Annotated in this window: 22 protein-coding genes and 1 tRNA gene; 15 read left to right on the top strand and 8 right to left on the bottom strand. The window is 70.8% G+C overall.

All coding sequences use genetic code 11. The annotated features are described in order from the left end of the window. Positions 1-134: 134 nt before the first annotated feature. Positions 135-3,014, top strand: coding sequence for a PAS domain S-box protein (locus FV242_RS09270; RefSeq protein WP_187278372.1), 2,880 nt, complete (start codon positions 135-137; stop codon positions 3,012-3,014). 6 nt (positions 3,015-3,020) lie between these two features. After that, positions 3,021-4,724 carry an HWE histidine kinase domain-containing protein gene (locus tag FV242_RS09275; RefSeq protein ID WP_147938719.1) on the top strand — a complete coding sequence of 568 codons (1,704 nt, stop codon included), beginning with the start codon at positions 3,021-3,023 and terminating at the stop codon, positions 4,722-4,724. Between the two features lie 37 nt (positions 4,725-4,761). Here the strand turns inward: FV242_RS09275 and FV242_RS09280 are convergent, their stop codons facing one another. The 3 genes from FV242_RS09280 to FV242_RS09290 form a co-directional block, all read right to left on the bottom strand. Beyond that, positions 4,762-5,151, bottom strand: a complete 390-nt coding sequence (locus tag FV242_RS09280; RefSeq protein WP_147907266.1) for a phage holin family protein — start codon at positions 5,149-5,151, stop codon at positions 4,762-4,764. 75 nt (positions 5,152-5,226) lie between these two features. Further along, positions 5,227-5,655: an RNA polymerase sigma factor region1.1 domain-containing protein gene (locus tag FV242_RS09285; RefSeq protein WP_147938720.1), complete on the bottom strand. Its 429-nt coding sequence runs from the start codon at positions 5,653-5,655 to the stop codon at positions 5,227-5,229. A gap of 83 nt (positions 5,656-5,738) precedes the next feature. Then, a complete protein-coding gene (locus FV242_RS09290; protein ID WP_246692647.1) occupies positions 5,739-6,785 on the bottom strand; it encodes an acyltransferase in 1,047 nt (348 codons plus the stop codon). 262 nt (positions 6,786-7,047) lie between these two features. Here FV242_RS09290 and FV242_RS09295 point away from each other — a divergent pair. Beyond that, positions 7,048-7,124 (top strand) — tRNA-Arg (locus FV242_RS09295). Between the two features lie 287 nt (positions 7,125-7,411). Here FV242_RS09295 and FV242_RS09300 read toward each other — a convergent pair. Together FV242_RS09300 and FV242_RS09305 are read right to left on the bottom strand one after the other, a co-directional pair. Beyond that, positions 7,412-9,838 (bottom strand): PAS domain S-box protein, encoded by a 2,427-nt coding sequence (locus FV242_RS09300; protein ID WP_147938722.1) that lies wholly within the window; start codon positions 9,836-9,838, stop codon positions 7,412-7,414. A gap of 184 nt (positions 9,839-10,022) precedes the next feature. After that, on the bottom strand, positions 10,023-11,135 hold the full coding sequence (locus tag FV242_RS09305) for an FAD-binding domain-containing protein (RefSeq protein ID WP_147938723.1): 1,113 nt from the start codon (positions 11,133-11,135) through the stop codon (positions 10,023-10,025). Positions 11,136-11,393: 258 nt separating this feature from the next. Between FV242_RS09305 and FV242_RS09310 the strand changes: the two genes are divergently transcribed. Then, the gene (locus FV242_RS09310) at positions 11,394-12,530 is read left to right on the top strand and encodes an S-(hydroxymethyl)glutathione dehydrogenase/class III alcohol dehydrogenase (protein ID WP_147856776.1); all 1,137 of its coding nucleotides are present in this window, start codon (positions 11,394-11,396) and stop codon (positions 12,528-12,530) included. 132 nt (positions 12,531-12,662) lie between these two features. Beyond that, a complete protein-coding gene (gene fghA / locus FV242_RS09315) occupies positions 12,663-13,496 on the top strand; it encodes an S-formylglutathione hydrolase (protein WP_147938724.1) in 834 nt (277 codons plus the stop codon). Positions 13,497-13,588: 92 nt separating this feature from the next. On the opposite strand, the gene FV242_RS09320 is transcribed toward fghA, so the two are convergent. Next, entirely contained in the window at positions 13,589-13,999 is a 411-nt protein-coding gene (locus tag FV242_RS09320; RefSeq protein WP_147907259.1) for a DUF1236 domain-containing protein, read from the bottom strand. A 364-nt stretch (positions 14,000-14,363) separates the two neighbouring features. Further along, complete coding sequence (locus FV242_RS09325; protein ID WP_147938725.1) at positions 14,364-15,434, bottom strand: malate/lactate/ureidoglycolate dehydrogenase; 1,071 nt, start codon at positions 15,432-15,434, stop codon at positions 14,364-14,366. 174 nt (positions 15,435-15,608) lie between these two features. Here FV242_RS09325 and FV242_RS09330 point away from each other — a divergent pair, with 174 nt between their 5' ends. The 5 genes from FV242_RS09330 to FV242_RS09350 all read left to right on the top strand — a co-directional run bounded on the left by FV242_RS09330 (position 15,609) and on the right by FV242_RS09350 (position 21,091). Then, complete coding sequence (locus FV242_RS09330; protein WP_147907257.1) at positions 15,609-16,772, top strand: ABC transporter substrate-binding protein; 1,164 nt, start codon at positions 15,609-15,611, stop codon at positions 16,770-16,772. Positions 16,773-16,805: 33 nt separating this feature from the next. After that, positions 16,806-17,681, top strand: a complete 876-nt coding sequence (locus FV242_RS09335; RefSeq protein WP_007562633.1) for a branched-chain amino acid ABC transporter permease — start codon at positions 16,806-16,808, stop codon at positions 17,679-17,681. Continuing rightward, the gene (locus FV242_RS09340) at positions 17,678-19,525 is read left to right on the top strand and encodes an ATP-binding cassette domain-containing protein (protein WP_147938726.1); all 1,848 of its coding nucleotides are present in this window, start codon (positions 17,678-17,680) and stop codon (positions 19,523-19,525) included. The genes FV242_RS09335 and FV242_RS09340 overlap by 4 nt, the downstream gene beginning before the upstream one ends. 5 nt (positions 19,526-19,530) lie before the next feature. After that, the gene (locus FV242_RS09345; protein WP_147856343.1) at positions 19,531-20,289 is read left to right on the top strand and encodes an ABC transporter ATP-binding protein; all 759 of its coding nucleotides are present in this window, start codon (positions 19,531-19,533) and stop codon (positions 20,287-20,289) included. Positions 20,290-20,440: 151 nt separating this feature from the next. Continuing rightward, complete coding sequence (locus tag FV242_RS09350; RefSeq protein ID WP_147938759.1) at positions 20,441-21,091, top strand: SAM-dependent methyltransferase; 651 nt, start codon at positions 20,441-20,443, stop codon at positions 21,089-21,091. Between the two features lie 57 nt (positions 21,092-21,148). On the opposite strand, the gene FV242_RS09355 is transcribed toward FV242_RS09350, so the two are convergent. Further along, a complete protein-coding gene (locus FV242_RS09355; protein ID WP_147938727.1) occupies positions 21,149-22,492 on the bottom strand; it encodes an APC family permease in 1,344 nt (447 codons plus the stop codon). A gap of 190 nt (positions 22,493-22,682) precedes the next feature. On the opposite strand from FV242_RS09355, the gene FV242_RS34450 reads away from it, so the two are divergent. From FV242_RS34450 to FV242_RS09375, 5 genes are all read left to right on the top strand, one after another. Beyond that, positions 22,683-22,856 carry a hypothetical protein gene (locus FV242_RS34450; RefSeq protein WP_187278373.1) on the top strand — a complete coding sequence of 58 codons (174 nt, stop codon included), beginning with the start codon at positions 22,683-22,685 and terminating at the stop codon, positions 22,854-22,856. Then, on the top strand, positions 22,853-23,635 hold the full coding sequence (locus FV242_RS09360) for an SDR family NAD(P)-dependent oxidoreductase (RefSeq protein ID WP_147907253.1): 783 nt from the start codon (positions 22,853-22,855) through the stop codon (positions 23,633-23,635). The genes FV242_RS34450 and FV242_RS09360 overlap by 4 nt, the downstream gene beginning before the upstream one ends. A 181-nt stretch (positions 23,636-23,816) precedes the next feature. Continuing rightward, positions 23,817-24,521 (top strand): GntR family transcriptional regulator, encoded by a 705-nt coding sequence (locus FV242_RS09365; RefSeq protein ID WP_147938728.1) that lies wholly within the window; start codon positions 23,817-23,819, stop codon positions 24,519-24,521. 91 nt (positions 24,522-24,612) lie between these two features. Next, a complete protein-coding gene (locus FV242_RS09370; RefSeq protein WP_147907251.1) occupies positions 24,613-25,365 on the top strand; it encodes an ABC transporter ATP-binding protein in 753 nt (250 codons plus the stop codon). A gap of 67 nt (positions 25,366-25,432) precedes the next feature. After that, positions 25,433-26,143 (top strand): ABC transporter ATP-binding protein, encoded by a 711-nt coding sequence (locus FV242_RS09375; RefSeq protein WP_147907280.1) that lies wholly within the window; start codon positions 25,433-25,435, stop codon positions 26,141-26,143. Positions 26,144-26,193: the final 50 nt, after the last annotated feature.

A 26,193-nucleotide genomic window follows, 5' to 3' on the forward strand; every position in this document is an offset into this window, starting at 1 on the left:
GATGGGCTGGCGAGCGCCAGCCGGTTCTGCAACAAGGCCGAGATGAGCCGGCGTACAGCCTTCGATCTCATCCCTACCGGTGCGCCGTCCGTGTCCGGCCGATGCCGCGCGGTCCGCGCGCCGTGAGCGGTGCCTTGAGCGCGGACGAGGCGGACGTTCTCCGGCGCCGCACCCGTGACCTCGAGGACGAAGTCACCCGCCTGCGCACCGCCCTCGCCGCGAGCCGGGCGGAGACCCGGGCCGAGGTGCCGCAGCATGAAGAGGCGCCGCGGGACGAGACCGCCTTCGATCGCGCGTACTGGCACAGGTCAGCCCATGTCGACGCGTTCCTGCCCGATCCCGATCCCGAGCGGATCGACGATGCCGAGTTCCGCCGGCTCGCCGACCACCTGCCGATCCTGTGCTGGCTCGCCCGCGGCGACGGCCATCTCTGCTGGTACAACAGGCGCTGGCTCGATTACTGCGGCACCACGCAGGCGGCCATGGCCGGCTGGGGCTGGCAGAGCGTCCACGACCCGGAGGCGCTGCCCCGGGTGACGGCGGTCTGGGCCGCCTCGATCGCCACCGGCGAGCCGTTCGAGATGGTGTTTCCCCTGCGCGGGGCCGACGGCGTGTTCCGGTCGTTCCTGACGCGGATCGTGCCGCTGCGGGACGCCACCGGCCGGGTGGTGCGCTGGTTCGGCGTCAACGCCGAGATCGGTGCCCAGGTCCGGGCCGAGGCGGCGCTCCGCACCTCCGAGACGCGCCTGCGCCGGGCCCAGGAGGCCGGCGGCGTCGGGGTGTTCTCCATCGACCTCGACCGGAACGTCATCCACGCCACGCCGCACTTCTTCCGCCTGTACGGCCTGGCCGAGCAGGAGACGTTGCCGATCGACGCGGTCGTCCGTCTCGTCATCCCGGAGGATGCCGGACGCGTCGCGCAATGGGCGGACCGGGGCGCCGGCCTGACCGATGCCGACGTGGCCTATCGGATCCGTCGGGCGGATGACGGCGCGGAACGCTGGATCGCCCGCCGCGGCGCGCTCGAGCGCGACCCCGATGGGCGCCCGATCCGGTTCGTCGGGGCGGTGCGCGACATCACCGACCACAAGTCCGCCGAGCAGCGGGCGGAGGCCAACCAGCGCGAGCTGCGCCTCATCACCGACGCGTTGCCGGTGCTCATCGCCTTCATCGACTGGGACTACGTCTACCGCTTCGCCAATGCGGCGTATCAGGACTGGTTCTTCCGCCCGGCCGCGGAGATCGTGGGGCGGGACGTGCGGGTGCTGCTCGGGCCGACCGCCTTCGAGCTGCGGCGCGCCTATGTCGAGCGCGCCCGCGCCGGCGAGGCCGTCCGGTTCGAGATCGCCTGGCCCCACCAGGACGGGCGCCACCGCGACGCCGAGATCCGCTACCTGCCCCGGCGCGGCGCCGACGGTGCGGTCGACGGCTTCCACGTGTTCGTGCAGGACATCACCGACCGCAAGCGGGTCGAGGCCACCCTCCTCTCCGAGGTCACCCAGCGGACCCGCGAACGCGACCGGTTGTGGGAGACCACCAACGACCTGATGGGCACGGCGGGCCTCGACGGCTTCCTCAAGACCGTCAATCCGGCCTGGACGCACATGCTCGGCTGGAGCGAGGCGGAACTGCTCGGCCGGCCGTTCCTGGACGTCGTCGATCCGGGCGACCACGCCGAGACCGTCGAGGTGGTGGGCCGCCTAACGGCCGGCGAGACGGTGGCGGGCTTCGTCGACCGCGTCCTGACCCGCGCGGGCGAGCGCCGGGTGGTGATGTGGACGGCGGTGCCCGATCCGGGAACCGGGCTGTTCTACATCGTCGGGCGGGACCTCACCGAGCAGCGCCGGGTCGAGGAGCAGTTGCTCCAGGCGCAGAAGATGGAGGCGATCGGCCAGCTCACCGGCGGCATCGCCCACGACTTCAACAACCTGCTGACCGGCATCGTCGGCTCCCTCGACCTGATGCAGACCCGCATCCAGCAGGGCCGCACCGACGCGATCGAGCGCTACGCCCGCGCGGCCTTGTCGTCGGCCAACCGCGCCGCGGCGCTGACCCACCGCCTCCTCGCCTTCGCCCGGCGTCAGCCGCTGGAGCCGCGGCCGACCGCCGCCAACCCGCTGGTCACCGGCATGGAGGACCTGCTGCGGCGGACCCTGGGCGAGCGGATCCACCTCGAACTCGTCACCGCCGGTGGCCTGTGGCTGACCCTCTGCGACCCGCACCAGCTCGAGAACGCGCTGCTCAACCTCGCCATCAACGCCCGGGACGCGATGCCCGAGGGCGGCCGCCTCGTGATCGAGACCGCCAACGCCCATCTCGACCACGCCTACACCCGCCGGCACGCCGGCGTGAACGCGGGCGCGTATGTCTGCCTCAGCGTCAGCGATACCGGGACCGGCATGAGCCCGGAGGTCGCCGCCCGGGCCTTCGACCCGTTCTTCACCACCAAGCCCCTCGGCCAGGGCACCGGCCTCGGCCTCTCGATGATCTACGGCTTCGCCAAGCAGTCCGAGGGACATGTCCGGATCTACTCGGAGCCGGGTCGCGGCACGACGGTCAAGCTCTATCTCCCGCGTCACCGCGGCGCCGCGCCGCCCGAGGAGGCGGAGTCCGGTCTCATCGAGGTGCACCGGGCCGAGCGCGGCGACACGGTGCTCGTGGTGGAGGACGACCCGGTGGTGCGCGACCTGATCGCCGAGGTTCTTGGCGACCTCGGCTACACCGCACTCCAGGCCGCGGACGCCGAGGCGGGCCTCGCGCTGCTGCGCGCGCCGGGGCGGATCGACCTGCTGATCAGCGACGTCGGATTGCCCGGTGGCCTCAATGGCCGCCAGATGGTCGACGCCATCCGCCCGGACCGGCCGGACCTGAAGGTGCTGTTCATCACCGGCTACGCCGAGAACGCGACCTTCGGCAACGGCCACCTCGAACCCGGCATGCGGATGATGACCAAGCCGTTCCCGGTCGAGGCCCTGGCCGCCCGGGTGCGCGCGATGATCGCGGGTCTCGACTGACCGCCCATGTCGCTCACCACCCGCATCCTGCTGCTGGTGCTGCTGGCGCTCACGCCGGCTCTGGCGATCCAGGGCTACAACGAGGTTGCCCTGCGCACGAGCCGCGACGCGGCGGTGCGTGCCGACGCGCTCGCCACCGTCCGGGGCGCCGCGGAGGATTTCTCCCAGCTGTCGGAGCGGATGCGCCAGGCGCTCGACCTCATCTCCGGGGATCCATCCGTGCGGGCGCGCGACCCCGCCGCCTGCGCGGCCTACCTGAAGCGCTCCGCCGCCCGGCTCCCGCACGTGATCCTGATCGCGCTCACGGATCCCGCCGGCGCGGTGATCTGCGACAGCGCCGGCTCGGCACCGGGATCCTACTCGACCGGCGCACGCGCCTATCATCACCGCGCCCTGGAAGCCGGCGGATTCGCGGTCGGCGGCTACGCGCTGGGGACCGTCTCGAACCGGCCCTCGATCCACTTCGCCCGGGTCGTGGCCGGGGGGGACGCGACCGACGGCTCCGCGACGGGCGTCCTTCTGGCCGCCGTCGATCTCGACTGGCTGTCCGACCATCTGGAGCAGACCCTGCACCAGGCCGAGACGGCCATCACGGTGACGGACCGCGACGGCCTGATCATCGCGCGGCGCCCGGACGGGGCGGACTGGATCGGCAAGCCGATCCCGCAGGAGCGCGTCGTGATGCGGACGGCCCGGGACGGCGAGGTGCGCATCGCCGAGGGCCTTGACGGCCGCACGCGGGTCATCGCCACGGCCATGCCGGAGGGGCCGCTCTCCGGGGTGCGCCTCGTGGCCGGGCGCGACAGCGCGGCGGCGTTCGCGGATATCGATGCCGCCAGCCGCCGCGGGCTGGTGCTGATCGTCCTGGGCGCGGTCCTGGCGCTGGCGGCGGCGCTCCTGGCCGGACGGATGTTCATCCGCCACCCGATCGATCGCCTGCTCCGGGTCGCGGCCGCCTGGCAGGACGGCGACCTCTCCGCCCGCACGGGCCTGCGCGGCCTGGCGGAGTTCGGCCGCCTCGGGCGCAAGCTCGACGCCATGGCGTCCGCGCTCCAGAGCAACACCGACGCGCTGCACGCCGAGATCCGCCACGGCCGCGCCCTGCAGGAACAGCAGGTGACGATGCTGCACGAGCTGAACCACCGGGTGAAGAACACCCTGGCCACGGTGCAGGCCCTGGCCCGCCAGTCCCGCGGCGCCGAGGGCGTCCTCGAGGCGCGGATCCTGGCGCTGTCGAAGACCCACGACCTCCTGACCCGCGAAGATTGGAGCGGCGCCTCCCTGCGTGAGGTGCTGGAGAGCGAGCTGAACCCCTACCGCACCGGCGCCGATCAGATCGGCCTCGACGGGCCCGACGTCGCGCTCTCACCCCGGCACGTGCTGGCCCTGGGGATGACGATCCATGAGCTGACCACCAACGCCGCCAAGTATGGCGCCCTCGCGGTGCCGGGGGGACGGGTGCGGGTCTCGTGGTCGCTGGCCGCGCCGGAGGGCGGGATACGGCGCCTGCGCCTCGACTGGCAGGAGAGCGGCGGCCCGCCGGTGCAGCCGCCGGCCCGGGCCGGCTTCGGGACCCGCCTGATCTCCGGCGGTGTCCGGCGCGAGCTCGACGGCATGGTCGACCTCGCCTTCGAGGCCGGGGGCCTGCTCTGCCATCTGGATGTGCCGATCGAGTCGGGGCCGAGCACGATCCTGGTGCCGACGCGGTAGGGCGCCCCCTCCTGCCGCAGGCGGCGGGTACCTCGGATTACCCCCGGGGCCGCGCCAACTCCCGGGCATCCTGCTTGACCTGCCGCCACGTCCGCCACGGCTCCAGGTTCGACAGCGCCATCCGGCGCAGGCCGAGCCAGCCGAGCGCGAACGCCGCGACCAGGAACGGCGCCGCCACGATCAGCGCCGCCGGCGCCTCGGAGCCGAACGGCACGGCGAGCAGCTTCACGAGTCCGTCGAGCCCGAGAAAGAACGTGACGATCAGCAGCACGGGAATCGTGCCGACGATCGCGACCAGCGAGACGATGGCCCGGACGTTGCCGTCGATCTCGGTCCGCGCCAGGCTCAGGAGCGATTCCAGATGCGTCGCGCTCTCGCGCAGGGCCGCGACCAGCAGGGCCAGGGTGCCGTCGGCTCGTTGACGCATGGTTCGGGTCTATCCTCTCGATCCATCAGGGCCTGGGCCAACGGAGCCGCCCGCGCAAGCGTTCCGGCCCGCCGCTCACAGCATCAGCAGCACGGCGCCGAGGATGAGGAACGTCGCGAGGGCCGCCAACGCGACGGCCTGGGTGGCGTCGCGGCTGTCGTCGGGATCCAGGCCCGGCGCGGCGGCGGATCGAATCGGCCGGGGCTCCGCCGCCGCGGCCGGAGCCCCGGTCCCGCCGGCCGGCAGGACCGGCGGCGGCGTCCCGGGCTGCTGCTCCGGGAGGATGACCGATCCCGGGATCGCCCGATCCAGGGGCGGTCCGAAGGCCTCCGGCTCGACGCTCACCCCCGCGGCGTCGAGCTCCAGCATCACCAGCACCAGGGCGTCGACATCCATGCGGTCGACCGGGAGGGCGGCCTGCAGGTCGATTGCCGTGAGTGCGCCCCGCGCCCGGCCGAGGGCGATCAGCCGGTCCAGCGTTCCGCGATCAATCGTCTGCGTCATCGCCCGCTCCGGCCTCCGCCCGACCCGCAGGGCCGGTGCTCTCCCGACGAGAACCCGCGAGGCCCCCCGCGGTTACCGCGCGGTCACGGGCCGAGCGCGGGGGCGGCCGTCAGGGCGTCGCCGGAACCCCGGATCGCAGACCGGTGCGTACCGGGCCGGTGTCGGAGCATCGGCTTCTCGACCAAGTACCAGCTCAGGAACCCCAGTGGGGCCGCCGCCGCGAGGGTCAGGATCGCGGCCGTCCAGGGTGGCAGGTCCGGCCGATGGGCGACCAGCAGGTTCTGCACAGGCCAGGCATAGAGATAGAGCCCGTACGAGGCATCGACGCGCGCGGTGGCGCGGCTGAGGGCGTTGGGGCGCACCGCCAGGGCGAACCAGAAGATCAGGTAGCCGCCGAGAATCGCGAAGGCCGGCTCGGCGAGCGGCGGGCTGAACATCAGCGGCAGGAGCAGCGACGCGGCGGCGGCTGCGCCCCGGCCGGTATAGGCGATCCGGTCGCCGAACAGCTGGAAGGCGCCGCCGCAGCAGAACACGAAGCTCAGGCGGATCATCTCCGACAGAACGCCGAGCCCATGCCCGGGCTGGCCGATCGGCAGGACGAGCCAGCGCAGGGCCAGCACTCCCCCGAGGCCGGCGAGCAGGACGAGGTAGCGCCGCCGCCGCCGCAGGGCGCGCGCGCCGCCGACCAGACCGAGCAGCAGGTAGCAGCCGAACTCGCACGGAATCGTCCAGAGCGATCCGTTGAGGATCGGATAGGGCAGCGCCTCGAACGCGCCCGGAACCACCGGCATCAGCAGCAGCGACAGGCGCAGCACGGTCTCGGCGGGCGAGATCGCGGCCAAGTCACCGCCGCCCAGGGGCGCGACGACGGCGATGCAGACGAGGGACGCCACCACGAAGCCCGGATAGATCCGCAGCGCCCGCCGCTTCAGGTAGTCGGAGAACGAACGCTTGGCGCGGTAGCTCGCGGTGATCAGGTAGCCGCTCACCAAGAAGAATCCGTCCACCGCGACCTCGCCCAGCGACAGCGTGCCGAACACCTGCGTGAGCCATTCGCGCGACCGATTGCCATCCGCCAGCTCCGGCGCGTGCGAGAGCACGACCAGGATCGCGAACAGCACGCGCAGCATGCCGAAATTGTTCGCCGCTCGGTCTTCCCCGCCGACCCGCTGCGACACCCGCCTCGCCCCATAATCCCCTAGCGACCGCCAAGGACCGGGAAACCGCACGCGAAGACAAGACCGCCAGGGCAACACCCTGCAGCCATCGCGCCGCCGACGGCCGGAACCGGTTCGGTATCCGGTCCCAGTCCGGACACGGACGCAGGCAAAGGCAGCCTCACCCAGACCGTTGCACTGGCGCCGCGGTTGGGTTAGGAAATCGACGCGGCTAGCACCCGTAGCTCAGCTGGATAGAGCGTTGCCCTCCGAAGGCAAAGGTCACACGTTCGAATCGTGTCGGGTGCGCCAATCTCCTGAATGCCTTAGGGCGTCAGCTTAACGTGTCGGTTTGCCTGGGGTTAAAGCCCGGCTGCCGTACGTCCGCGTACTGGTGACGTGCCAATTAGCGCAGTTGGCCGGCCAGAGGCCGGTGAGCTGAACGCTTGGCCTTTCCGATCAATCTCAGCCGTGGCGATCTCGTCGCGGGTTGGCCTCGGCGCCCGGATGCCAGTCCCGGCGCTGGTTCAGTTCAGGCCGCCCACACCGCGGGGAGTGTGCCCTTCCCTGCGCGCGCGGCCTGCGGGAGATCCCGTCCGTCAGCGCCGCGCCGGCGACCGTGCCCGTTCGACGGCGCGCCGCAGGATGCGCGACAGGTCGGTGACCGAGTACGGCTTGCGCAGCAGCTCGAAGCCGTGGGTGCCGTGCGCTGCAAGCACGTCGCTGTAGCCCGATGCCAGGACGACCGGGAGGTCGGATTGCCGGCGGCGGATCTCGTGGGCCAGCTCGACCCCGTTCATGCCGGGCATCACCACGTCCGAGAACACGACCTCGAAGCGGAACGGGACACGCTCGAACTCGCGTAGCGCCTTCTCCGCGTCCGTCGCCCAGACCGTGCTGTAGCCCAGTTCCTGCAGGGCCTGCGCGGCGAACGCGCCGACCTCGAGGTTGTCCTCGACCAGGAGGACGCAGGTGCCGTGGCCGTCGGCCAGGGCCGCGGGCTCGGGCGCCTCGGCCTCCGGGACAGCCGCAGCCACCGCCCGCGGGAGATACAGGGTGAAGGTGCTGCCCGCGCCCAGGCGGCTCTCGGCGACGACCTCGCCACCGGACTGTTTGGCGAAGCCGAACACCTGGCTGAGGCCCAGACCGGTGCCCTGCCCCACCCCCTTGGTCGTGAAGAACGGCTCGAAGATCCGCTCCAGGTCACCGGGGGCGATGCCGGTGCCGGTATCGGTCACCGAGACCGCGACGAAATCCCCCTGTATCGCCGGGTGGGCCCGCACGGCCGGGACGCGATTCACGGGCTGCACCCGGATGGTGATCCGGCCCTCGCCCGCCATGGCGTCGCGCGCGTTGACCACCATGTTCACCAGAGCCGTATCGAACTGGCTCGGATCGGCGTCGATCAGGCACGGGCTCTCCAGCCCCGCCGCGTCCCGCAGGGGCACGACCTGCATGTCGACGTGGATGCGCGCCCCCGTCAGGGTCCGCACCATGTCGGAGACCGAAGCCACGCCGCGGCCGACGTCGAACACCTCGGGCTGGAGCGCCTGGCGCCGGGCGAAGGCCAGCAATTGGCCCGTCAGCTTGGCGGCGCGGGCGACGGTGTCCGAGATGGCGTCGACGTACCGGGTGCGGCGCTCCTCGGGGAGGTTCGGGCGCTTGAGCAGGTCGGTCGACGACTTGATCACGGTGAGCAGGTTGTTGAAGTCGTGCGCCACCCCGCCGGTGAGCTGGCCCACCGCCTCCAGCTTCTGGGATTGGCGGAGTTGCTCCTCGAGGGCTTTCCGCTCGGTGACGTCCCGACCCGCCGCGTAGAAGTGGTCGCCGCGCGGGACCACGTTCCACGAGATCCAGCGATAGGCGCCGTCGCGCGTCCTGAACCGGACATCGACGTCGTCGACGTCGCCGACGGCGATCACCCGCGCCAGCGCCTGTTCCGCGAGCGTCCGGTCGTCCGGGTGTACGAACGCGTCGAACCGGGCGCCGACCAGATCCTCGGAGGTCCAGCCGAGGGTCGCGGTCCAGGCCGGGTTCACCGCCCGGTACACGCCGTCGAAGCCGCAGACCACGAACAGGTCGCGGCTCGCCCGCCACAGGGTGTCGCGCTCGTCGGTCCGCTCGCGGGCGGCGGTCTCCAGGTGATCCTCGAGGCGGCGCCGGTCGGTGATGTCGTTGAACAGGATCGCGACGCGCCGCCGCGCCGGCTCGCCGACGCGCAGGGCATGGACGTCGAACCAGCGCCCCATCGACACGGCGGCGCTCTCGAAGCGCACCGAGCGCCCGGTCATGGCGACCGCACCGTAGGTCTCGAACCAGGACGGTTCGAGATCGGGAACGAGTTCGCTGACCCAGCGCCCCGCCGCGTTTCGCAGGCCGGTATGGCGCTCGAAGGCCGGGTTGACCTCGATCAGGCGGTAATCGACCGCGCGGCCCTCGGCGTCGAACCGCATCTCCACCACGCAGAAGCCGGCATCGATGGCCTCGAACAGGGTCTGGTAGCGCGCCTCGCTCTCGGCCAGGCGCTCCTCCTCGGTGCGGAAGCGAGTAACGTCCAGCTGGCTGGCGAAGAAGTAGCGCAGCTGCCCGTCCGCATCGAAGACCGGGCTGACGTAGAGTTCGTTGCGGAACGGCCTGCCGTCGCGGTGATAGTTCAGGATCTCGACGACCACGTCGCGGCGGGCCGCAATGGCGTCGCGGACCTTGGCGACGTCGGCGGGATCCGTCCCGGGCCCCTGGAGGAACCGGCAGTTGCGGCCGATCAGGTCCTCCGCGCCGTAGCCGCACAGCTCCTGGAAGGCGCGGTTGGCGAAGACGATGGGATTGTCGGGCAGGTTGGGATCGGTGACGATCTGCGGCATGCGGGTCTTCTCCGCCGCCGTGAACAGGAGGTCGATCCCGGCCGCCGACGTGCGCTCGTTGCCGCTCGGCGCATGCACGGCGCTCGCGTTGTACGCCCGCAAACGCTCGATCTCGGCCTCGGCCTCCTGAAGGCGCCGACGCAGCGCGTCGTGTTCGACATCCATGCAGCGAAATCCCGCCCCCGCGTCGCCAGACCTGGCCGTCGGTCTCCCAACGGTCAGGCCGTCCGGCGGCTCCATACCGTATCTGCCGGGTCGGTCGCCATGAAGACCGGGGCCGGAAGACCCGGAACCGCGACGATTCAAATCAGCGCGGCGCGGACAGTCGGCGGCGGACGGGTCCGGGACCTCATGCTGTCAGGACCGCGGGAATCACCGAGCGCAGGCGGGAATAGCCGCGCGTGGATCGCGGCCAGGCGGTCTCGTCCCATGCACGGCGAACCCGGATGCAATCCTCCGGCAGGGCATCGGCCGACGGGCCCACCGGAGCCCAGGCGGTGACGACCGGACGATCCCCGGACCAGCCTGCCTCGACCGGGCCCGCTTCGCAGCCGAACTGCGCCGCGGAGCGTTGCAGCGCATCGGCCATCGCCTCGGCGTCGGCTGCCCGGACCCGCTCGGAGGCCCCGGGGGCATGGACCAGCAGGCCGCCGACGCGAACCACCCGGGAGTCCCCCAGCGGCAGGCTCTCGGGGTGCAGGTCGTCGAGATGCAGCAGCAGCGCGATGTCGCCTGCCGGCACGGTCTCGGCCCGGGGCAGCGGGACCTCGCGGGGCGGCATCGCCTCGTCGAGGGCGTCCGGCTCCTCGTCGAGGCCGACGGGGTCGAAGCGGCCCTCGGTGTAGCGCCGGATGTTCTCGGCACGGGCGACATAGTGCTTCCCCCGGGTGTGCAGCCCCGCCACCCAGCGCCAGGACAGGGTGTTGCTCGCCGGATCGCCATCGACCAGGTGGTCCATGAAGAACGCGGCTCCGAGCGCCCAGGGCAGGCGCAGCGTGAAGATCCAGATCGAGGCGAACCACATCCGGGCGTGGTTGTGCAGCCAGCCGGTATCGACGAGGTCGCGGGCCCAGTCGTCGAACCCGTCGATCCCGGTCCGGCCCTCGACCGCCATCGCGTAGGTGCGGCGCAGTCCGGGCTCGGCGGCGAGCCGCTCCCGGTCGCAAGCAACCCGGGCGTGGTAGTCCGTCCAGGCGGACGGGTGGGTCTCCAGATGGCCCTTGAAGTAGGTCCGCCAGAACACCTCGGACACGAACTTCTCGGCGCCGCCATCGCCGAACGCGTTCTCGGCGGCGGCCGCGACTTCGGCCTCCGTGATCAGGCGCCGGCGCAGGTAAGGTGAGAGGGCCGAGGTGGTCGGCGCGCGGCCGGGACCACGGTCGGTGTTGCGGCAGGCGGCGTAATCGGCCCCGGCTCCGGCCAGGAAGGCGGCGAGCCGGTCGAGCCCGGCGGCTCGGGTCATGGGGCGATTCACGGGAAAGGTAGGGTCCATGCCCCGCAGTTAGCGCGCCGCCCAAGCCGTGCGGATGCGACCCATTCCCCGGACCGCTCGAACGGGGGACGTACCCGAAACGCGGACGCACACATTGCATCTCGGCGCCAGAACCATCAAACACACCCCAGATTTTCGGACCGTTCGGTGTGCCGCCCCAGGGCGAGGCGCGCCGAAGAGTCGGCCGTTCGACGCCGTCCGTGATCGTCCAAACAACAGGAACACGTGATGAAGACGCGCGCCGCGGTCGCGTGGGAAGCCAAGAAGCCTCTCACCATCGAGACCATCGACATCGAAGGGCCCAAGGCCGGCGAGGTTCTCGTCGAGCTGATGGCCACCGGCATCTGCCACACCGACGCCTACACCCTCTCGGGACTCGATTCCGAGGGCAAGTTCCCGGCGATCCTCGGCCACGAGGGCGCGGGCATCGTTCGCGAGGTCGGCGCCGGCGTGACCACGCTGAAGCCCGGCGACCACGTCATCCCGCTCTACACGCCGGAATGCCGCAACTGTAAGTCCTGCCTCTCGCAGCGCACCAACCTGTGCACCGCGATCCGGGCGACCCAGGGCCAGGGCGTCATGCCGGACGGCACCAGCCGCTTCTCCTGCGTCTCCACCGGCGGCAATCCCGGCGGGTCGAACACCGTGTTCCACTACATGGGCTGCTCGACCTTCTCGAACTTCACGGTCCTGCCGGCCATCGCGCTCGCCAAGATCCGCGAAGACGCCCCCTTCGACAAGATCTGCTACATCGGCTGCGGCGTGACCACGGGCATCGGCGCGGTGATCTACACCGCCAAGGTCTGGCCCGGCGCTAACGTGGTGGTGTTCGGCCTCGGCGGCATCGGCCTCAACGTGCTGCAGGCCGCCCGGATGGTCGGTGCCGACAAGATCATCGGCGTCGACATCAACCCGGAGAAGCAGGCCATGGCCCGCAAGTTCGGGATGACCCACTTCATCAACCCGAACGAGGTCGGCACCGACAAGGTGGTCCAGGCCATCGTCGATCTTACGGGCGGCGGCGCCGACTTCTCCTTCGATTGCACCGGCAACGTCCACGTGATGCGCCAGGCCCTCGAATGCTGCCATCGCGGCTGGGGCGAGTCGATCGTCATCGGCGTGGCGGAGGCCGGCCGCGAGATCTCGACCCGCCCGTTCCAGCTCGTCACCGGCCGGGTCTGGCGGGGCTCGGCGTTCGGCGGCGCCCGCGGTCGCACCGACGTGCCGAAGATCGTCGACTGGTACATGGAGGGTAAGATCAACATCGACGATCTGATCACCCACACCATGCCGTTGGACGAGATCAACCACGGCTTCGACCTCATGCACGAAGGCAAGTCGATCCGCTCCGTCGTCGTCTACTGAGGAAGACCGATCCGGGGCTCCCCGCCTGCAAGGCCGGGGAGCCCCGCGCACGTCCTCGCATTCTCGAAGACCCGGGCCCGCGATCCAGCCCCCGAGCGGGGCTCCCGCCTCCCGAGCAGGAGATCACAGCTGATGGAAACCGTCTCGAAGGCCCGCGCCCATGGCGGCACGCAGGGCGTCTACAAGCACGACGCGCAGACCACGGGATGCCCGATGACCTTCGCGGTGTTCGTGCCGCCCCAGGCCGAAAAGGGCCCGGTCCCGGTGCTGTGGTACCTGTCCGGGCTCACCTGCACGCACGCCAACGTCATGGACAAGGGCGAGTACCGCGCCGCTGCCGCGGAGCACGGCGTGATCATCGTGGCCCCCGACACCAGTCCGCGCGGCCCCGGCATCCCGGACGAGGAGGGCAACTGGCAGTTCGGCTCCGGCGCCGGGTTCTATCTGGACGCCACGCAGGCGCCCTATGACAAGAACTACAGGATGTGGAGCTACGTGACGGAGGAGCTGCCGGCCCTCATCGCGAAGGAGTTCCCCGCCGACATGACCCGCCAGGGCATCTTCGGCCATTCCATGGGCGGGCACGGCGCGCTCACCATCGCGTTGACCTACCCGGAGCGCTTCAAGTCCTGCTCCGCCTTCGCGCCGATCGCCCAGCCCGCGACGGCCGGTTGGTCGAAGCCGGCCTTCGAGAAGTATCTCGGGTCCGACACGGCCGCCTGGCGCGCCCACGACGCCACCGCGCTGATCGAGGACGGCAAGCGCTTCCCCGAGTTCCTGGTCGATCAGGGCACCGCCGACAGCTTCCTCCAGGACGGCCTGCGCCCCTGGCTGCTGGAGGAGGCCTGCAAGAAGGCCGGGATCGCACTGACCCTCAACATGCGCGAGGGCTACGACCACTCCTACTTCTTCATCTCGACCTTCATGGCCGACCACATCGCCTGGGCCGCCGCGCGCCTGAAGTAACATCGCGTCGGCGCCCCGCGCCGAGCACGACCACGCCGCCGGGCGCGTCCCGGCGGCGTGAAACCTCGGCTCCGCGCGGATGCGCGCAGCCCCTAATCAATGACCTCGACGATGCGCCGCGTCCGCGGCTCGACCAGCACGGGGTGATCGTTGACGATGGTGTAGTTGTAGTTCGGCAGCGCGAATTCGGCCGGCACGTCGTAATAGACCACACCGTCCTCCGGCAGGACGGTTCCGACCCGCACCGGCCCCGCGTAGGCGAAGGAGGGCCGCTGCTCGCCGATCGCGTAGATGCGGAAGCGGTCCCGCCGGTCGATCCCGAGGATGCTGTTGGCCGTGCCGACGGCGGCACCGATCGCGCCGCCGACCACGGCGCCGAGCGGGCCCGCGATGGCCTCGCCGCGCTCCCGACCGTCCTGCGCGCCGCGCGCCAGGCCTTGCGCGTGAGCCGGCGTCACGAAGCCGAGCATCAGCACGATCGGCAGGGAGATCCAGTGTCGCATGAGATCCTCGTCAAGCAGTGGAAACGGTAGCGACGGTCAGCGGCACCACGGGGCGGCCCCGCACCATCGGATCGGAGCCCGGTCGATGGATCCCGTCGTGACGGGATCGGAGGATGACGGCGCCGCGACCGACCGCTCCGCGGGGCGGTTGGCCTTCACCAGCATCACGGCCGAAAAACAGCAGAGTGCGAGGGCCGCGATCCAGAGGACGCCCCTCGCCGTTCGGATCGTTCGCTTGGACATGCGCGCGAGGGTGGGCGGCTTCGGTTAGCGAACCGTTTCACGCCCCGGCGCGCCCCTGATGCGCGCCGTCGAGATCCTGCCCAAGGGGGGGTGTTCGCCCCGCTCGGGAGACCGGGCCCCCTCAGGCGCAGTAGGATTGCCCGTCGAGGCCGTGCGGCCGGCCGGCGGCGAGCAGCGTCTCCCAGACGGGCTCGGGAAGCGGCACGCCCTCGGCTAGGCGTTCCGCCTTCATGCGGCGCTCGGGCTCCCCGGGCAGCAGCACCGCGCCACCCGGCGCCGGCTGGGCGGAGGCGAAGAAATCGAGATAGCTGCGCGCCTCGGCCGCGATCGCGTCGTCCGAGCCGAAAGCGCTCGGCGTCATGTAGAGCGAGAGCATGCCGTTGCAGACCCGCCGCTTGCCCGGCCCCGCCGTACCGGAGCCGGTGAGCGCGCCGGCCAGGAGCTCGCACATCAGCGACAGGCCCGAGCCCTTGTGCTCGCCGAAGGCCCGGATCGCGCCCGTGCCCTTCTGATTGTCGCGGTCCGGCCCGTCGAGCGGGCCGAACAAGGTGGTCGGGTCGGCGCTGAGGCGGCCATCCGGCTCGATCAGCACGCCCTCGGGCAGGGGCTTGCCCCCCTGCGAAGCCACCAGGACCTTGCCCTCGGCGACCGCCGAGGTCGCGAAGTCGAGGACGATCGGGTCGCGCCCCGGAAGCGGAAAGGCGGCCGCGACGGGGTTTGTGGAGAAGCGTCGCTCCACCGAGCCGAACGGCGCGACGAGCAGGCTGCCGGCGACGTTGACGAAATGCACCGAGATCAGGCCCGCGGCGGCGGCACGCTCGGCCCATTCGCCGATCCGCCCGAGATGCCCGGCATGCCGAAGGGCGATGACCGAGACGCCGTGCTCACCGGCCTTGGCGATGCCGAGATCGGTGGCGAACGGGCCGGCGGTCTGGCCGAAGCCGTAATGGGCGTCCACCAGCGCGAAGGCACCCCCGTCGATCAGCACCTCGGGGCTGCGGTCGGCCACGAGTTCGCCGTCGCGCAGCCACGCGACGTAGCGCGGCACCCGGATGACCCCGTGGCTATCGTGGCCGGTGAGGTTGGCGGCCACGAGGAACTGGCCGATCCGCCCCGCTTCCGCCTCCGAGCAGCCCTCCCGAACGAAGATGTCCCGCACGAAGGCGGTCAGTCCGGCGGCGTCGATCCGCATGATGGTCTATCTCCCGTCGTCGCGCCTCGTCGGGCGCGTTCGGGTAACGATCCTAGGCTTTCTTAACCCGCAAGGCGACCGGTTCGGGTGACGCGGGATAGACAATGAAGCGTTCCGCATGGCCCAATACAATCAACGTCGGGCACAAGAACCGGCGGCGGGACGGGAATGCCGATGAAGACGACGCGTCGCGTTTTCTTGACGGGTGCCGCTTGCGCGGCTGCGAGCGGCCTCGCCCCGGGGGTGATCCGATCGAGTCACGCGCAGGGCGCCGGCGCGACGATCCGGATCGGCATGGTGCTGCCGGTCACGGGCCCCGGCGCGGATGCGGGGCGCTTCGCCCTCAACGGCGCCAAGATCGCCCTGGAGGCGGTCAACAAGGCCGGCGGCGTGCTCGGCAAGCCGCTGGAGATCGTCACCGAGGACGACCAGACCACCAATCCCGGCGCCGTGCTGGCCTTCTCCAAGCTGGCCTCGCAGCCCGATCTCGTCGGCTTCCTGGGCTCGGTCCGCTCCACGCAGAACCACGCGATGGCGCCGGACATCCTCAAGACCGGCAAGCCGATGTGCTTCGGCGGCACCGACCCGGTGCTGACGCAGCTCGGCAACCCGTGGATGTTCCGCTTCCGGCCCAACGACAGCTTCTCGGCCCGGGTGATCGCCGAGCACGGCGTCAACGGCCTCGGCAAGAAGAAGTGGGCGATCATCCACTCCACCGACGCCTTCGGCACGAGCGGCGCCAAGGCGCTGACCGAGAGCCTGGGTAAGGTCGGCGCCACGGTCGTGCTCGACCAGGGCTACGCCAACCAGGGCCAGGACTTCACCCCCGTGGTGCTGGCGATCCGGCAGGCCGGGGCCGACGTGATCGGCTCGTACTTCACCTTCGAGAACGACCTCGGCATCTTCGCCCGCCAGCTCCGCCAGCTCGGCGTCACCGCCCCCTGGGTCGGCTCGCCCTCGATCACCAACGTCACGGCGCTGAAGCTCGCCGGGCCCTCGCTCTACGGGACCTACGGCGTGGCCGACTACGCGGAGGAATCGAGCGACGCGGCCCGGGCCTACGGCAAGGCCTACCGCGCCGCGACCAAGATCGCCCCCGACAACCAATCCTCCTGGACCTTCGACGCGGTGACGGTCCTGGCGCTGGCGATCAACAAGGCGGGCAAGACCGACCCGCAGGCGATCCGCGAGGCGCTGCTGGCGGTGCGGGGCCACGCGGGCGCCGAGGGCACCTACAACTTCGACAAGAACGGCGACGGCCTGCACGGCTACAACGTCGTGCGCAACGACAAGGGCACGATCACGTTCGACCGGCGCATCGACTTCTATCAGGGCTGAACACGTCGTCGCGGACGGGGCACGGGCGCGCACATGGACCTGATCCTCCAGCTCCTCTTCACCGGAATCGGCATCGGCTCGGTCTACGCCCTCGTGGCCCTGGGCTTCGTGCTGATCTTCCGCGCCACCAACGTCGTGAACTTCGCGCAGGGCGAGTTCTCGATGGTCGCGGCCTTCCTGATGGTGGTGTTCGCCGTCGATCTCGAGTGGCCGTACTGGCTCTCGGTGCTGCTCACCATCGGCGGGATGGCTCTGCTCGGCGCCCTGTTCAACCTCGGCGTCTACTATCCCCTGCGCCACCGCACCTACCTGCCGGTGATCATCTCGACCATCGGCGCCTCGATCTTCCTGGCCAACACCACGCTCGCCCTCTACGGACCGCAGCCGCAGGTCCTGCCGCCGGTGTTCGAGACGCAGGGCTTCCTGCTCGGCCCGGTCTTCCTCGACAGCCAGTACCTGCTGATCATCGCGGTGACCGCGGCGCTCGTGGCGTTCCAGTACTGGTTCTTCGAGCACACCCTGGTCGGCAAGAAGCTCCAGGCGACCTCCCAGGACAAGGAGATGGCGGCGCTCCTCGGCATCCCGGTCGCCGGCATGATCATGCTCACCTTCGTCTACAGCGCCGTGCTCGGCGGCATCGCCGGCATCCTCGTGGCACCGGTTCTGTTCGTGTCGATCCAGATGGGCGCGACCATCGCGCTGAAGGCCTTCGCCGCGACGATCATCGGTGGGTTCGGCGACGTGACCGGCGCGATCATCGGCGGGCTGGCGCTCGGCATCATCGAGACCTTCGGAGCGGCCTACGTCTCGGTGCCGTACAAGGACGCCTTCGCCTTCATCGTCCTCGTGGCCTTCCTGGTCGTGCGCCCGCAGGGGCTGTTCGGCGAGCGTGTGGCGGAGAAAGCATGAGCGCCGATCCGACGACGGCCAACCCGACCCTCTCGGGGACCGCCCCCCGGCCCTCCCGGCCGATGCCGCTCGGCAGCCTCGCCTATGCGGGTTTCGCCGCAGCCGCCGTGGCGCTCGCCGCGACCACGCCGCTCACCGGCTACGTCCTCAACATCCTGATGCAGGCCGCGACCTACGCGATCGCGGTGATCGGGCTCACCGTCGTGCTCGGGCTGTGCGGCCAGATCAACCTGGCCCAGGCCGCCTTCTTCGGGATCGGCGCCTACGCGGTCGGCCTCGGCACGGTCGATCACGGCCTGAATTTCTGGCTGTGCCTGCCGATCGGGCTCGCGCTGGCGGTCGTGCTCGGGGCGGTGCTCGGCGCCTCGACGCTGCGGCTCGGTGGCCACTACCTCGCCATGGTGACGATCTCGTTCCAGCAGATCCTCACCCTGGTCCTGACCAACTGGATCCCGGTCACCCACGGCCCGGACGGGGTGCCGAACATCCGCCGCCCGGCCCTGTTCGCGGATGGACAGAGCTACCTCGCGCTGTGCGTCCTGGTTCTGGCGGTGGTCGGCTGGCTGGTCTGGCACCTGCCGCGGACCCGGCTCGGGCGCGCCATGCGGGCGGTGCGCGACAACGAACTGGCCGCGGGCGTCAGCGGGATCGACGTCTACCGCACCAAGGTCGCGGCCTTCGCCATCGGGGCGTTGCTGGCGGGCCTGGGCGGCGGCCTGTTTGCCGGCAGCTTCACGTATATCAGCCCGGACCAGTTCTCCTTCGCCGAGTCCATCGTCTTCCTGACCATGGCGCTGCTGGGCGGCGTCGGTTCGCCGGTGGGCGCGGTGATCGGCACGGGCCTGCTGATCCTCATTCCGGAATGGCTGCGCTTCCTCAAGGAGATCCCGGGCCTGTACCTGGCGATCTACGGGCTCGCGGTGATCCTGATCGTCGTGTTCATGCCCGACGGCATCTGGGGATTTCTGGGCGATCAGGTCCGGCGGCTGCGGCCTGCCAAGCCTGCGCCTGCGCCCGCCCCGGAGCTGACCCTGAGCCAGGAGCGCGACGCCTCGGCGACGCTGCTGACCGTGTCAGGCCTGTCCAAGCATTTCGGTGGCCTCAAGGCCGTGGACGCGATCGATTTCACCGTCACCCGCGGCGGCATCCACGCGCTGATCGGCCCGAACGGCTCGGGCAAGACCACGACGCTCAACGTCCTGTCCGGTCTCTACACGCCGACCGGCGGCAGCATGCGCCTCCAGGACCGGGACATCACCCGGTTTCCCCCGCACCGGCGCGCCGCGGTCGGGATCGGGCGCACGTTCCAGAACATCCGCCTGTTCCGTTCGATGAGCGCCCTGGAGAATGTGGTGATCGGCGCCGAGCGCCCGAACAACCCCCTCGGCGCAAGCGACCGGCCGGCGCTGGAGGCCCGGGCGCGCGCGGCCCTGGCCTTCGTCGGGCTGGAGGCGCGGGCGCAGGAGCCGATCTCGGGCTTCTCCTACGGGCACCAGCGCCTGATCGAGATCGCCCGGGCGCTCGCCGGCAACCCGACGCTGCTGCTCCTCGACGAGCCGGCCGCCGGGCTCAATTCCAGCGAGAAGAACGCCCTGACGGTGCTGCTGCGCCGGATGGCGGCCAAGGGCCTGACCATCCTGATCATCGACCACGACATGACCCTGGTCAGCGACGTGGCGAGCCACGTCACCGTCCTGAACTTCGGTCGGCACATCGCGGACGGGGTCACCGCCTCCGTGCTGCGCGAACCCGCCGTGATCGAGGCCTATCTCGGGGAGGACGCCGCGACCGGGCCGGGCGCGGGGCTCCAGACCGCGTTGAAGACCGATCTCGCGCCGGCCTGAGCAGGATGAGCACCGCCGTGTCGAACCCGGTCCTGGAGATCCGCGACCTCACCGTCCGCTACGGCGAGATCGAGGCCGTGCGCGGGCTCTCGTTCGTGGTCGGCACGGGCGAGGTCGTGACCCTGCTCGGCTCCAACGGGGCCGGCAAGTCGACCACCCTCAAGGCGATCTCCGGCTTGGTGAAGCCGGCGGGCGGCAGCATCCTGCTCGACGGGCAGCCGCTCCACGGCCTGAAGCCCGAAGCGATCGTGCGCCTCGGCGTCGCCCACGTGCCCGAGGGGCGCCGGGTCTTCCCGGGGCTCACGGTGCGCGAGAACATCATGCTCGGCGCCTCGAACCGGTCCGGCGTCCCGAAACGCGCCTTGCGCGACGAGGTCGAGGCGATGTTCGAGCTGTTCCCCGACATCCGGCGCTTCGGCGACGCGCTCGGCTGGACCCTCTCGGGCGGCCAGCTCCAGATGGTGGCGCTCGCCCGCGGCCTGATGGCCAAGCCGCGCCTCCTGCTGCTGGACGAGCCCTCGCTCGGCCTCGCCCCGGTGATCGTCCAGGCGGTGTTCGCGATCATCGCGGAGGTGCGGCGCCGCGGCACGACGGTGCTGCTGGTCGAGCAGAACGCCCGCATGGGCCTGTCGGTGGCCGACCGCGGCTACGTGCTGGAGACCGGCCGCCTCGTCCTCGAAGGCGATCCGCAGGCGCTCTGGGCCAACGACGACATCCGCGCCGCGTATCTCGGCGGCCGCGCCGCGGCGGGCAGCGCCGCCTGACGCCGCAGCCCGGAACCGCCCGGACCGCGCCCGGTTTCACCGTCACAATCCCGAAGGCGCGGTGAGGCCTCTCGTGCGTGATCGCAAATCGGCCTCCCGGCGCCGCCTGCTGCAAGCCGGAGGCGCAGCCGTGACGAGCGCGATGCTCGGGATGCAAAGTGCCTCGGGCGCCGAGGTCGACCCCACGCGGCCGGCCGAGACTTCGGCGGGCCGCCGCGCGAAGAGTCTCGATACCGATTACTTCAAGGGCATGTACGCCACGGAGTCGGATCCGTGGCGCTTCGCTACGAGCCCTTACGAGCGCGACAAGTATGCGGCGACGCTCGCGGCCCTGCCGCGGGCCCGCTACGCATCCGGCCTCGAAGTCGGCTGCTCGATCGGCGTGTTCACGCATCAGCTCTGCCCCCGGTGCGACGCGCTGATCGGGCTCGACGTAGTCCCCTCCGTCCTGGACGACGCCCGGGCGCGCTGCGCCGATTGCCCGAACGTGCGCTTCCAGCTCGCGGCCGTTCCGGGCGCATGGCCGGACGGGCGGTTCGACCTGATCCTGATCTCCGAGGTCGCCTATTATCTCGACCGCGCAGACCTCGCCCGGCTGGTCGCGCGGGTGGAGGGCTCGGTGCTCCCCGAAGCGGACATCGTGCTGGTCCACTGGCTCGGCGTCACCCATTACCCGCTCTCCGGCGACGAGGCGGCGGAAGGCTTCATCGCGGGCGCCCAAGGTTTTGCGCGGGTCCTGAAGCAGTCGCGAACCGCCGAGTATCGGCTCGACGTGCTGCGGGCGTTCAAGCCCGCTCCCTGAAGACCGTGATCGCGCGCGGCCCCGGGCCGGGTGCCGTCCGGGCAGGCGGCGCCGGCCTCACCGCGGCGGCGCCATGCGCGCCGTCTTCCGCTCCCGCGCCGTCGCGATGCCGTACAGGAGGAAGCCGGCCAGCATCAGCGCGAGGCCCGCGAGGGACTGGAGCGGCCGGACGGTCACGAGGTGGACCAGCATGAACAGCGTGACCGACAGGAAGATCATCGGGGTGACCGGGTAGCCCCAGGCCCGGAACGGCCGCGGCAGGTCGGGCCGGGCGATCCGGAGCTTGATCAGCCCGATCACGGTCAGGAACGAACACAGGATCAGGCTGAACTGGATGAAGTCGAGCACCGCCTCGAAGCTCTGGGTGAACAGCAGGATGGTGGCGACGCAGGCCTGAAGGAGAAGCGCGGCGCCCGGCACCCCGCGCCGCGTGCGCCGGGCGAACAGGCGCAGCAGCGTCACGTCCTCGCCCATCGCGACGGTGACGCGCGGGCCGATCCACATCATCGCGCCGATCGTCGGGATCAGCCCGGCGCAGATCAGCCCACCCACGACGCGGCCGCCCACATCGCCGAAGACGTGACGGCCGGCGATCACCGCGACCTCGACCTGGCCGGCGAGTTCGGCGGCGGGCGTCGTGTAGAGGAACACCGCGTTCAGCGCGATGGAGAGCGCGACGACGAGGCCGGTCCCGAGGAACAGCGCCCGCGGCAGGCTGCGCGGCGGGTCGGCGAGCTCGCCGACGATGTAGGTCGCGGCGTTCCAGCCCGAATAGGCGTACATCACGAAGACGAGGCTGATCGCGAAGCTGGCGCTGACGACCTGCGCCGGATCGAACGAAGCGGGCGAGAAGCCGATCGCCGCGCCGCCCCCTCGCGCGAAACCCGCCCCGATGAAGGCGATGATCAGCGCCAGCTTCAGCAGCGTGAACCCGATCTGGAACGCGCTGCTGTGGCGCGTGCCCCGCAGGTGGACGAGCGAGACGATCCAGATCGCCGCGAGGCCGAGCAGGAGCGGCGGCGCCCCGGGCAGCACCGCCTTGCCGTACTGGCCGAGCGCCATGGCGGCGAGCGCCACCGGCGCGGCGAAGCCGACGGTGCCCGAGAGCCACCCGGCCATGAACCCGACCGCCGGGCTGTAGATCTGCGTGAGGAGGTTGTACTCGCCGCTGGAGCGGGGAAACATCGTGGCGAGTTCGGCGTAGCAGAGCGCCCCGCACAGCGCGACCACGCCGCCGACCAACCACAGCAGCAGCAGCGTGAAGCCGGACGGGATGTCGGCGACCTGGAAGCCGAGGCTGGTGAAGACGCCGATGCCGATCATGTCGGCCACGACGATGGCCGTCGCCGCCAGCGTGGAGACGGTCGGGGCAGCTGCTGCAGCGCCGGATCGGTCGGTCATGACGTCGGCCCGTCGTGGCCAGCCGCCGGGACGGGATTCCTCGGCGGGTGCCCGGACCGCGTCGGCACGGCCGCGCCATCACCGTGCTAGCCGCGTTGCGAATCGCAGTCACGCGGATGCAGGCCCCGAAGGTGCCGAGGCGTCCGTTTGCCGCGCGCAGGGGGCTTCGCGGTCGGCGCAGCTGGTCCTGATGTTCGGTGCCGCGCTGCCGACGGAAGGACTGGAAATTCAAGTCCCGCATCGTATGGATCTGTGGGAGCGGTTTCGAGTGGTGCCGCTGTCGCGCACCATGAGCGAGGCGCCGCTGCCGGAACGATCCCCCGCCGCCGCCGCGCGGCCCTCGCCCACGGATATGACGCTATGAGCGACACCCAGGACCGGACCGCGCTGGTGACGGGGGCGGCCCGCGGCATCGGGCTCGCCGCCGCGAGCCGGTTCCTCGCGGACGGGTGGCGTGTCGCCCTCCTCGACATCGACGGCCCGGCCGTGGCCGCCGCCGCCGCCGGGCTCGACCGGCCCGAGGCGGTGCTGGCGGTCACCGCGGACGTCTCCGATCCGCAGGCGGTCGCCGGCGCGATGCGGCAGGTCGCCGACCGGTTCGGGCGGCTCGACGCGCTGGTCAACAACGCCGGCATCGCGATCTTCAAGCCGCTGATGGAGACCACGTTCGACGATTGGTCGCGGGTGCTCGCCGTGAACCTGTCGGGGCCGTTCCTGTGCACGCAGGCGGCCGTCCCGCTGCTTTCCGAGCGCGGCGGCGCGATCGTGAACATCACCTCGATCTCGGGCCTGCGCGCCTCGACGCTGCGGACCGCCTACGGCACCAGCAAGGCGGCGTTGGCCCAGCTCACCAAGCAGCAGGCCGTCGAGCTGGCGCAGTTCGGGATCCGGGTGAACGCGGTCGCCCCCGGGCCGGTGGACACCGCGATGGCCAAGGCGGTTCACAGCCCGGAGATCCGCGCCGACTATCACGATGCCGTCCCGTTGGGGCGCTACGGCCTCGAGTCGGAACTCGCGGAGGCGATCGTGTTCCTCTGCTCCGAACGGGCCTCCTTCGTCACGGGCCAGCAGCTCGCCGTCGATGGCGGCTTCGAGGCGACCGGCATCGGCCTGAAGACCCTGCGCGGCGAACGGGGGGACTGAGTGGCACCCCCAGCCCTCGCGTCGCGGCGGCGATGGCGGCCGCGACGCAAGGGTCGGGCCGGCTTGGTGACCCACGGGACGTTCATCGGCCTGCGCCCGGCAACGCCCCGGCCCGCGTGAGGACCCCGTCTGTCGCAACGCATCGACTTCGGATAAAATCTACACGCATTCCGAGGTGCCGATGCCTGATCCCAATCCCAATCCCAATCCTCCGTCACGTCCCACCGATCGCCTGCGCCACAAGACCGTTTCGGCCGCGGTCACGGAATCGCTTCGTCAGCGCATCCTGAACGGTGAGTTCGCGCCCGGGATCCAGCTGCGCCAGGATGCGCTGGCGGAGGAGTTCGGCATCAGCCGCATCCCGGTTCGGGAGGCGCTGCTGCAGCTGGAGGCTCAAGGGCTGGTCAGGATCGTGCCGCATCGCGGGGCGCTCGTGACCGGCCTGACCGTCGAGGAAGTGGAAGACATCTTCCGCCTGCGCGAGCAGCTCGAACCGCCGCTGCTGGCGCTCTCCGCACGCCGCTTCGGGGCGGCGGATTATCGGAGGCTGCGCGGCCTCACCGACGAGTACGGCGCGGCGCTTGAGGCTGGCCAGGTCGACCGATGGGGCGAGCTGAACCGAAGCTTCCACCTCGATCTGCTCCGTTACGCCGATCGCCCCCGCTCGCTCAGCATCGTCTCCGCCCTGCTGCAGGATTGCGATCGCCCGACGCGGCTGCAGCTGTCCGCCTCCGGGGACACCGCGCGTGCCGATCACGAGCACACGCAGATCGTGGCGCTCTGCGAAGTGGGCCGCATCTCGGAGGCGGCCGAACTCTTGCAAGCGCACATCGCGCACGCCGCCGTATCGCTGGTGGCGATCTACCGGAACGCCCCGGCCGGGTAAGCCCGCTGATTGTGCAGCTGTCGTCGCAGAGGACGCTTGACGCATCTGCAGATTTTATACAATCTACAGAAACGGAGCCGGTGGGGGTGTCGTGGCTGAGCACGCGTTGGTGACAGAGGGGCTGACCAAGGCGTTCGGCGGTTTCACGGCCGTCCGGGACGTCGACTTTTCGGTCCGCCGTCACGCCATCCACGCGCTCATCGGCCCCAACGGCGCCGGCAAGACCACGTTCTTCAACCTGCTGACCAAGGTCCACACGCCGACCGGCGGACGCATCCTCTACGAAGGGGCCGACATCACGCACGAGAGTTCGGCGGCGATCGCCCGGCGGGGAATCGTGCGCTCGTTCCAGATCTCGGCGACTTTCCCGCACATGAGCGTGCGTGACAATGTCCGTGTCGCGCTCCAGCGGCGATTGGGGACGCAATATTGGTTCTGGCGCTCGATCCGATCGTTGTCCGTGCTCGACGACGAGGCCATGGTGCTTCTGTCCGAGGTCGGCCTTGCGGATTACGCCGACACGAACGCCGCCGATCTTTCCTACGGGCGCAAGCGCACCCTCGAGATCGCCACGACGCTTGCCCTCGATCCGCCCCTTCTTCTCCTCGACGAGCCGACCCAGGGCATGGCCCTCGACGATGTCGACCGGATCAAGCGGCTGATCCGGCGGATCGCCGTGGGTCGCACAATCCTGATGGTCGAGCACAACATGTCGGTGGTGGCGGACCTCTGCGACGCGATCACCGTGCTCCAGCGCGGCGAGATCCTCGCCCAGGGCAGCTACGCCGAGGTCTCCAACGATCCCGGCGTTAAGGCGGCCTATCTCGGAGGCGGACATGCCTGAGACGGACTTGCCCGAGACGGACTCGCCCGAGACGGACTCGCCCGAGACGGACTTGCCCAAAAAGGACTTGCCTGAGCCCGCCATCGCCCTGCAGATCCGCGGGCTCGAAGCCTGGTACGGCGAGAGCCACGTCCTGCACGGGATCGACCTCACGGTGCGCGAGGGCGAGTGCGTGACCCTGCTCGGCCGCAACGGTGCCGGGCGCAGCACCACGCTCAAGGCCATCCTGGGCCTGACCGACCGGCGCGCCGGCTCGGTGCGGGTGCGCGGGCAGGAGACGATCCGGCTCAGCACGCACCGGATCGCCCGGCTCGGCCTCGGCTACTGCCCGGAGGAGCGCGGCATCTATCGCTCGCTCACGACCCAGGAGAACCTGACCCTCCTGCCCCGCCTCGGCCCCGACGGGATGTCGGTGGCCGAAGTGCTGACGCTGTTTCCGAACCTGGCCGAGCGGGCCGACAGCGGCGGCGGCCGCCTCTCGGGCGGCGAGCAGCAGATGCTGGCGCTCGGCCGCATCCTGACCACGGGCGCCCGCATCCTGCTGCTGGACGAGATCACCGAGGGCCTCGCCCCGGTCATCGTCGAGGCGCTCGGCCGGGCGGTGGCCCTGCTCAAGAGCCGCGGCTTCACCATCGTGCTGGTCGAGCAGAACTTCCACTTCGCCCGGCACCTCGCCGACCGCCACTACGTGATCGAGCACGGACGGGTCGCGGCCGAGATCCCGGCCGACGCGGTGGCGGCACGGGAGGCCGAGGTCGGGCGCCTGCTCGGCCTCTGAGTCTTATCCCGAAAGGCGGCTGCCGGCTTTCGGGACACGACGATGCACAG

The sequence above is a fragment of the Methylobacterium sp. WL64 genome, from assembly GCF_008039945.1.
In the GTDB taxonomy this organism is placed as follows: domain Bacteria; phylum Pseudomonadota; class Alphaproteobacteria; order Rhizobiales; family Beijerinckiaceae; genus Methylobacterium.

Coding starts and splice junctions, on each gene's coding strand:
- FV242_RS09310 (WP_147856776.1), top strand. CDS start 11,394: ATGAAGACGCGCGCCGCGGTCGCGTGGGAAGCCAAGAAGCCTCTCACC.
- FV242_RS09290 (WP_246692647.1), bottom strand. CDS start 6,785: ATGCTGCGCGTGCTGTTCGCGATCCTGGTCGTGCTCTCGCACGCGCCG.
- FV242_RS09355 (WP_147938727.1), bottom strand. CDS start 22,492: ATGACCGACCGATCCGGCGCTGCAGCAGCTGCCCCGACCGTCTCCACG.
- FV242_RS09365 (WP_147938728.1), top strand. CDS start 23,817: ATGCCTGATCCCAATCCCAATCCCAATCCTCCGTCACGTCCCACCGAT.
- FV242_RS09350 (WP_147938759.1), top strand. CDS start 20,441: ATGCAAAGTGCCTCGGGCGCCGAGGTCGACCCCACGCGGCCGGCCGAG.
- FV242_RS09360 (WP_147907253.1), top strand. CDS start 22,853: ATGAGCGACACCCAGGACCGGACCGCGCTGGTGACGGGGGCGGCCCGC.
- FV242_RS09285 (WP_147938720.1), bottom strand. CDS start 5,655: ATGACGCAGACGATTGATCGCGGAACGCTGGACCGGCTGATCGCCCTC.
- FV242_RS09330 (WP_147907257.1), top strand. CDS start 15,609: ATGAAGACGACGCGTCGCGTTTTCTTGACGGGTGCCGCTTGCGCGGCT.
- FV242_RS09300 (WP_147938722.1), bottom strand. CDS start 9,838: ATGGATGTCGAACACGACGCGCTGCGTCGGCGCCTTCAGGAGGCCGAG.
- fghA (WP_147938724.1), top strand. CDS start 12,663: ATGGAAACCGTCTCGAAGGCCCGCGCCCATGGCGGCACGCAGGGCGTC.
- FV242_RS09340 (WP_147938726.1), top strand. CDS start 17,678: ATGAGCGCCGATCCGACGACGGCCAACCCGACCCTCTCGGGGACCGCC.
- FV242_RS09325 (WP_147938725.1), bottom strand. CDS start 15,434: ATGCGGATCGACGCCGCCGGACTGACCGCCTTCGTGCGGGACATCTTC.
- FV242_RS09320 (WP_147907259.1), bottom strand. CDS start 13,999: ATGCGACACTGGATCTCCCTGCCGATCGTGCTGATGCTCGGCTTCGTG.
- FV242_RS09275 (WP_147938719.1), top strand. CDS start 3,021: ATGTCGCTCACCACCCGCATCCTGCTGCTGGTGCTGCTGGCGCTCACG.
- FV242_RS09280 (WP_147907266.1), bottom strand. CDS start 5,151: ATGCGTCAACGAGCCGACGGCACCCTGGCCCTGCTGGTCGCGGCCCTG.
- FV242_RS34450 (WP_187278373.1), top strand. CDS start 22,683: ATGTTCGGTGCCGCGCTGCCGACGGAAGGACTGGAAATTCAAGTCCCG.
- FV242_RS09345 (WP_147856343.1), top strand. CDS start 19,531: ATGAGCACCGCCGTGTCGAACCCGGTCCTGGAGATCCGCGACCTCACC.
- FV242_RS09305 (WP_147938723.1), bottom strand. CDS start 11,135: ATGACCCGAGCCGCCGGGCTCGACCGGCTCGCCGCCTTCCTGGCCGGA.
- FV242_RS09335 (WP_007562633.1), top strand. CDS start 16,806: ATGGACCTGATCCTCCAGCTCCTCTTCACCGGAATCGGCATCGGCTCG.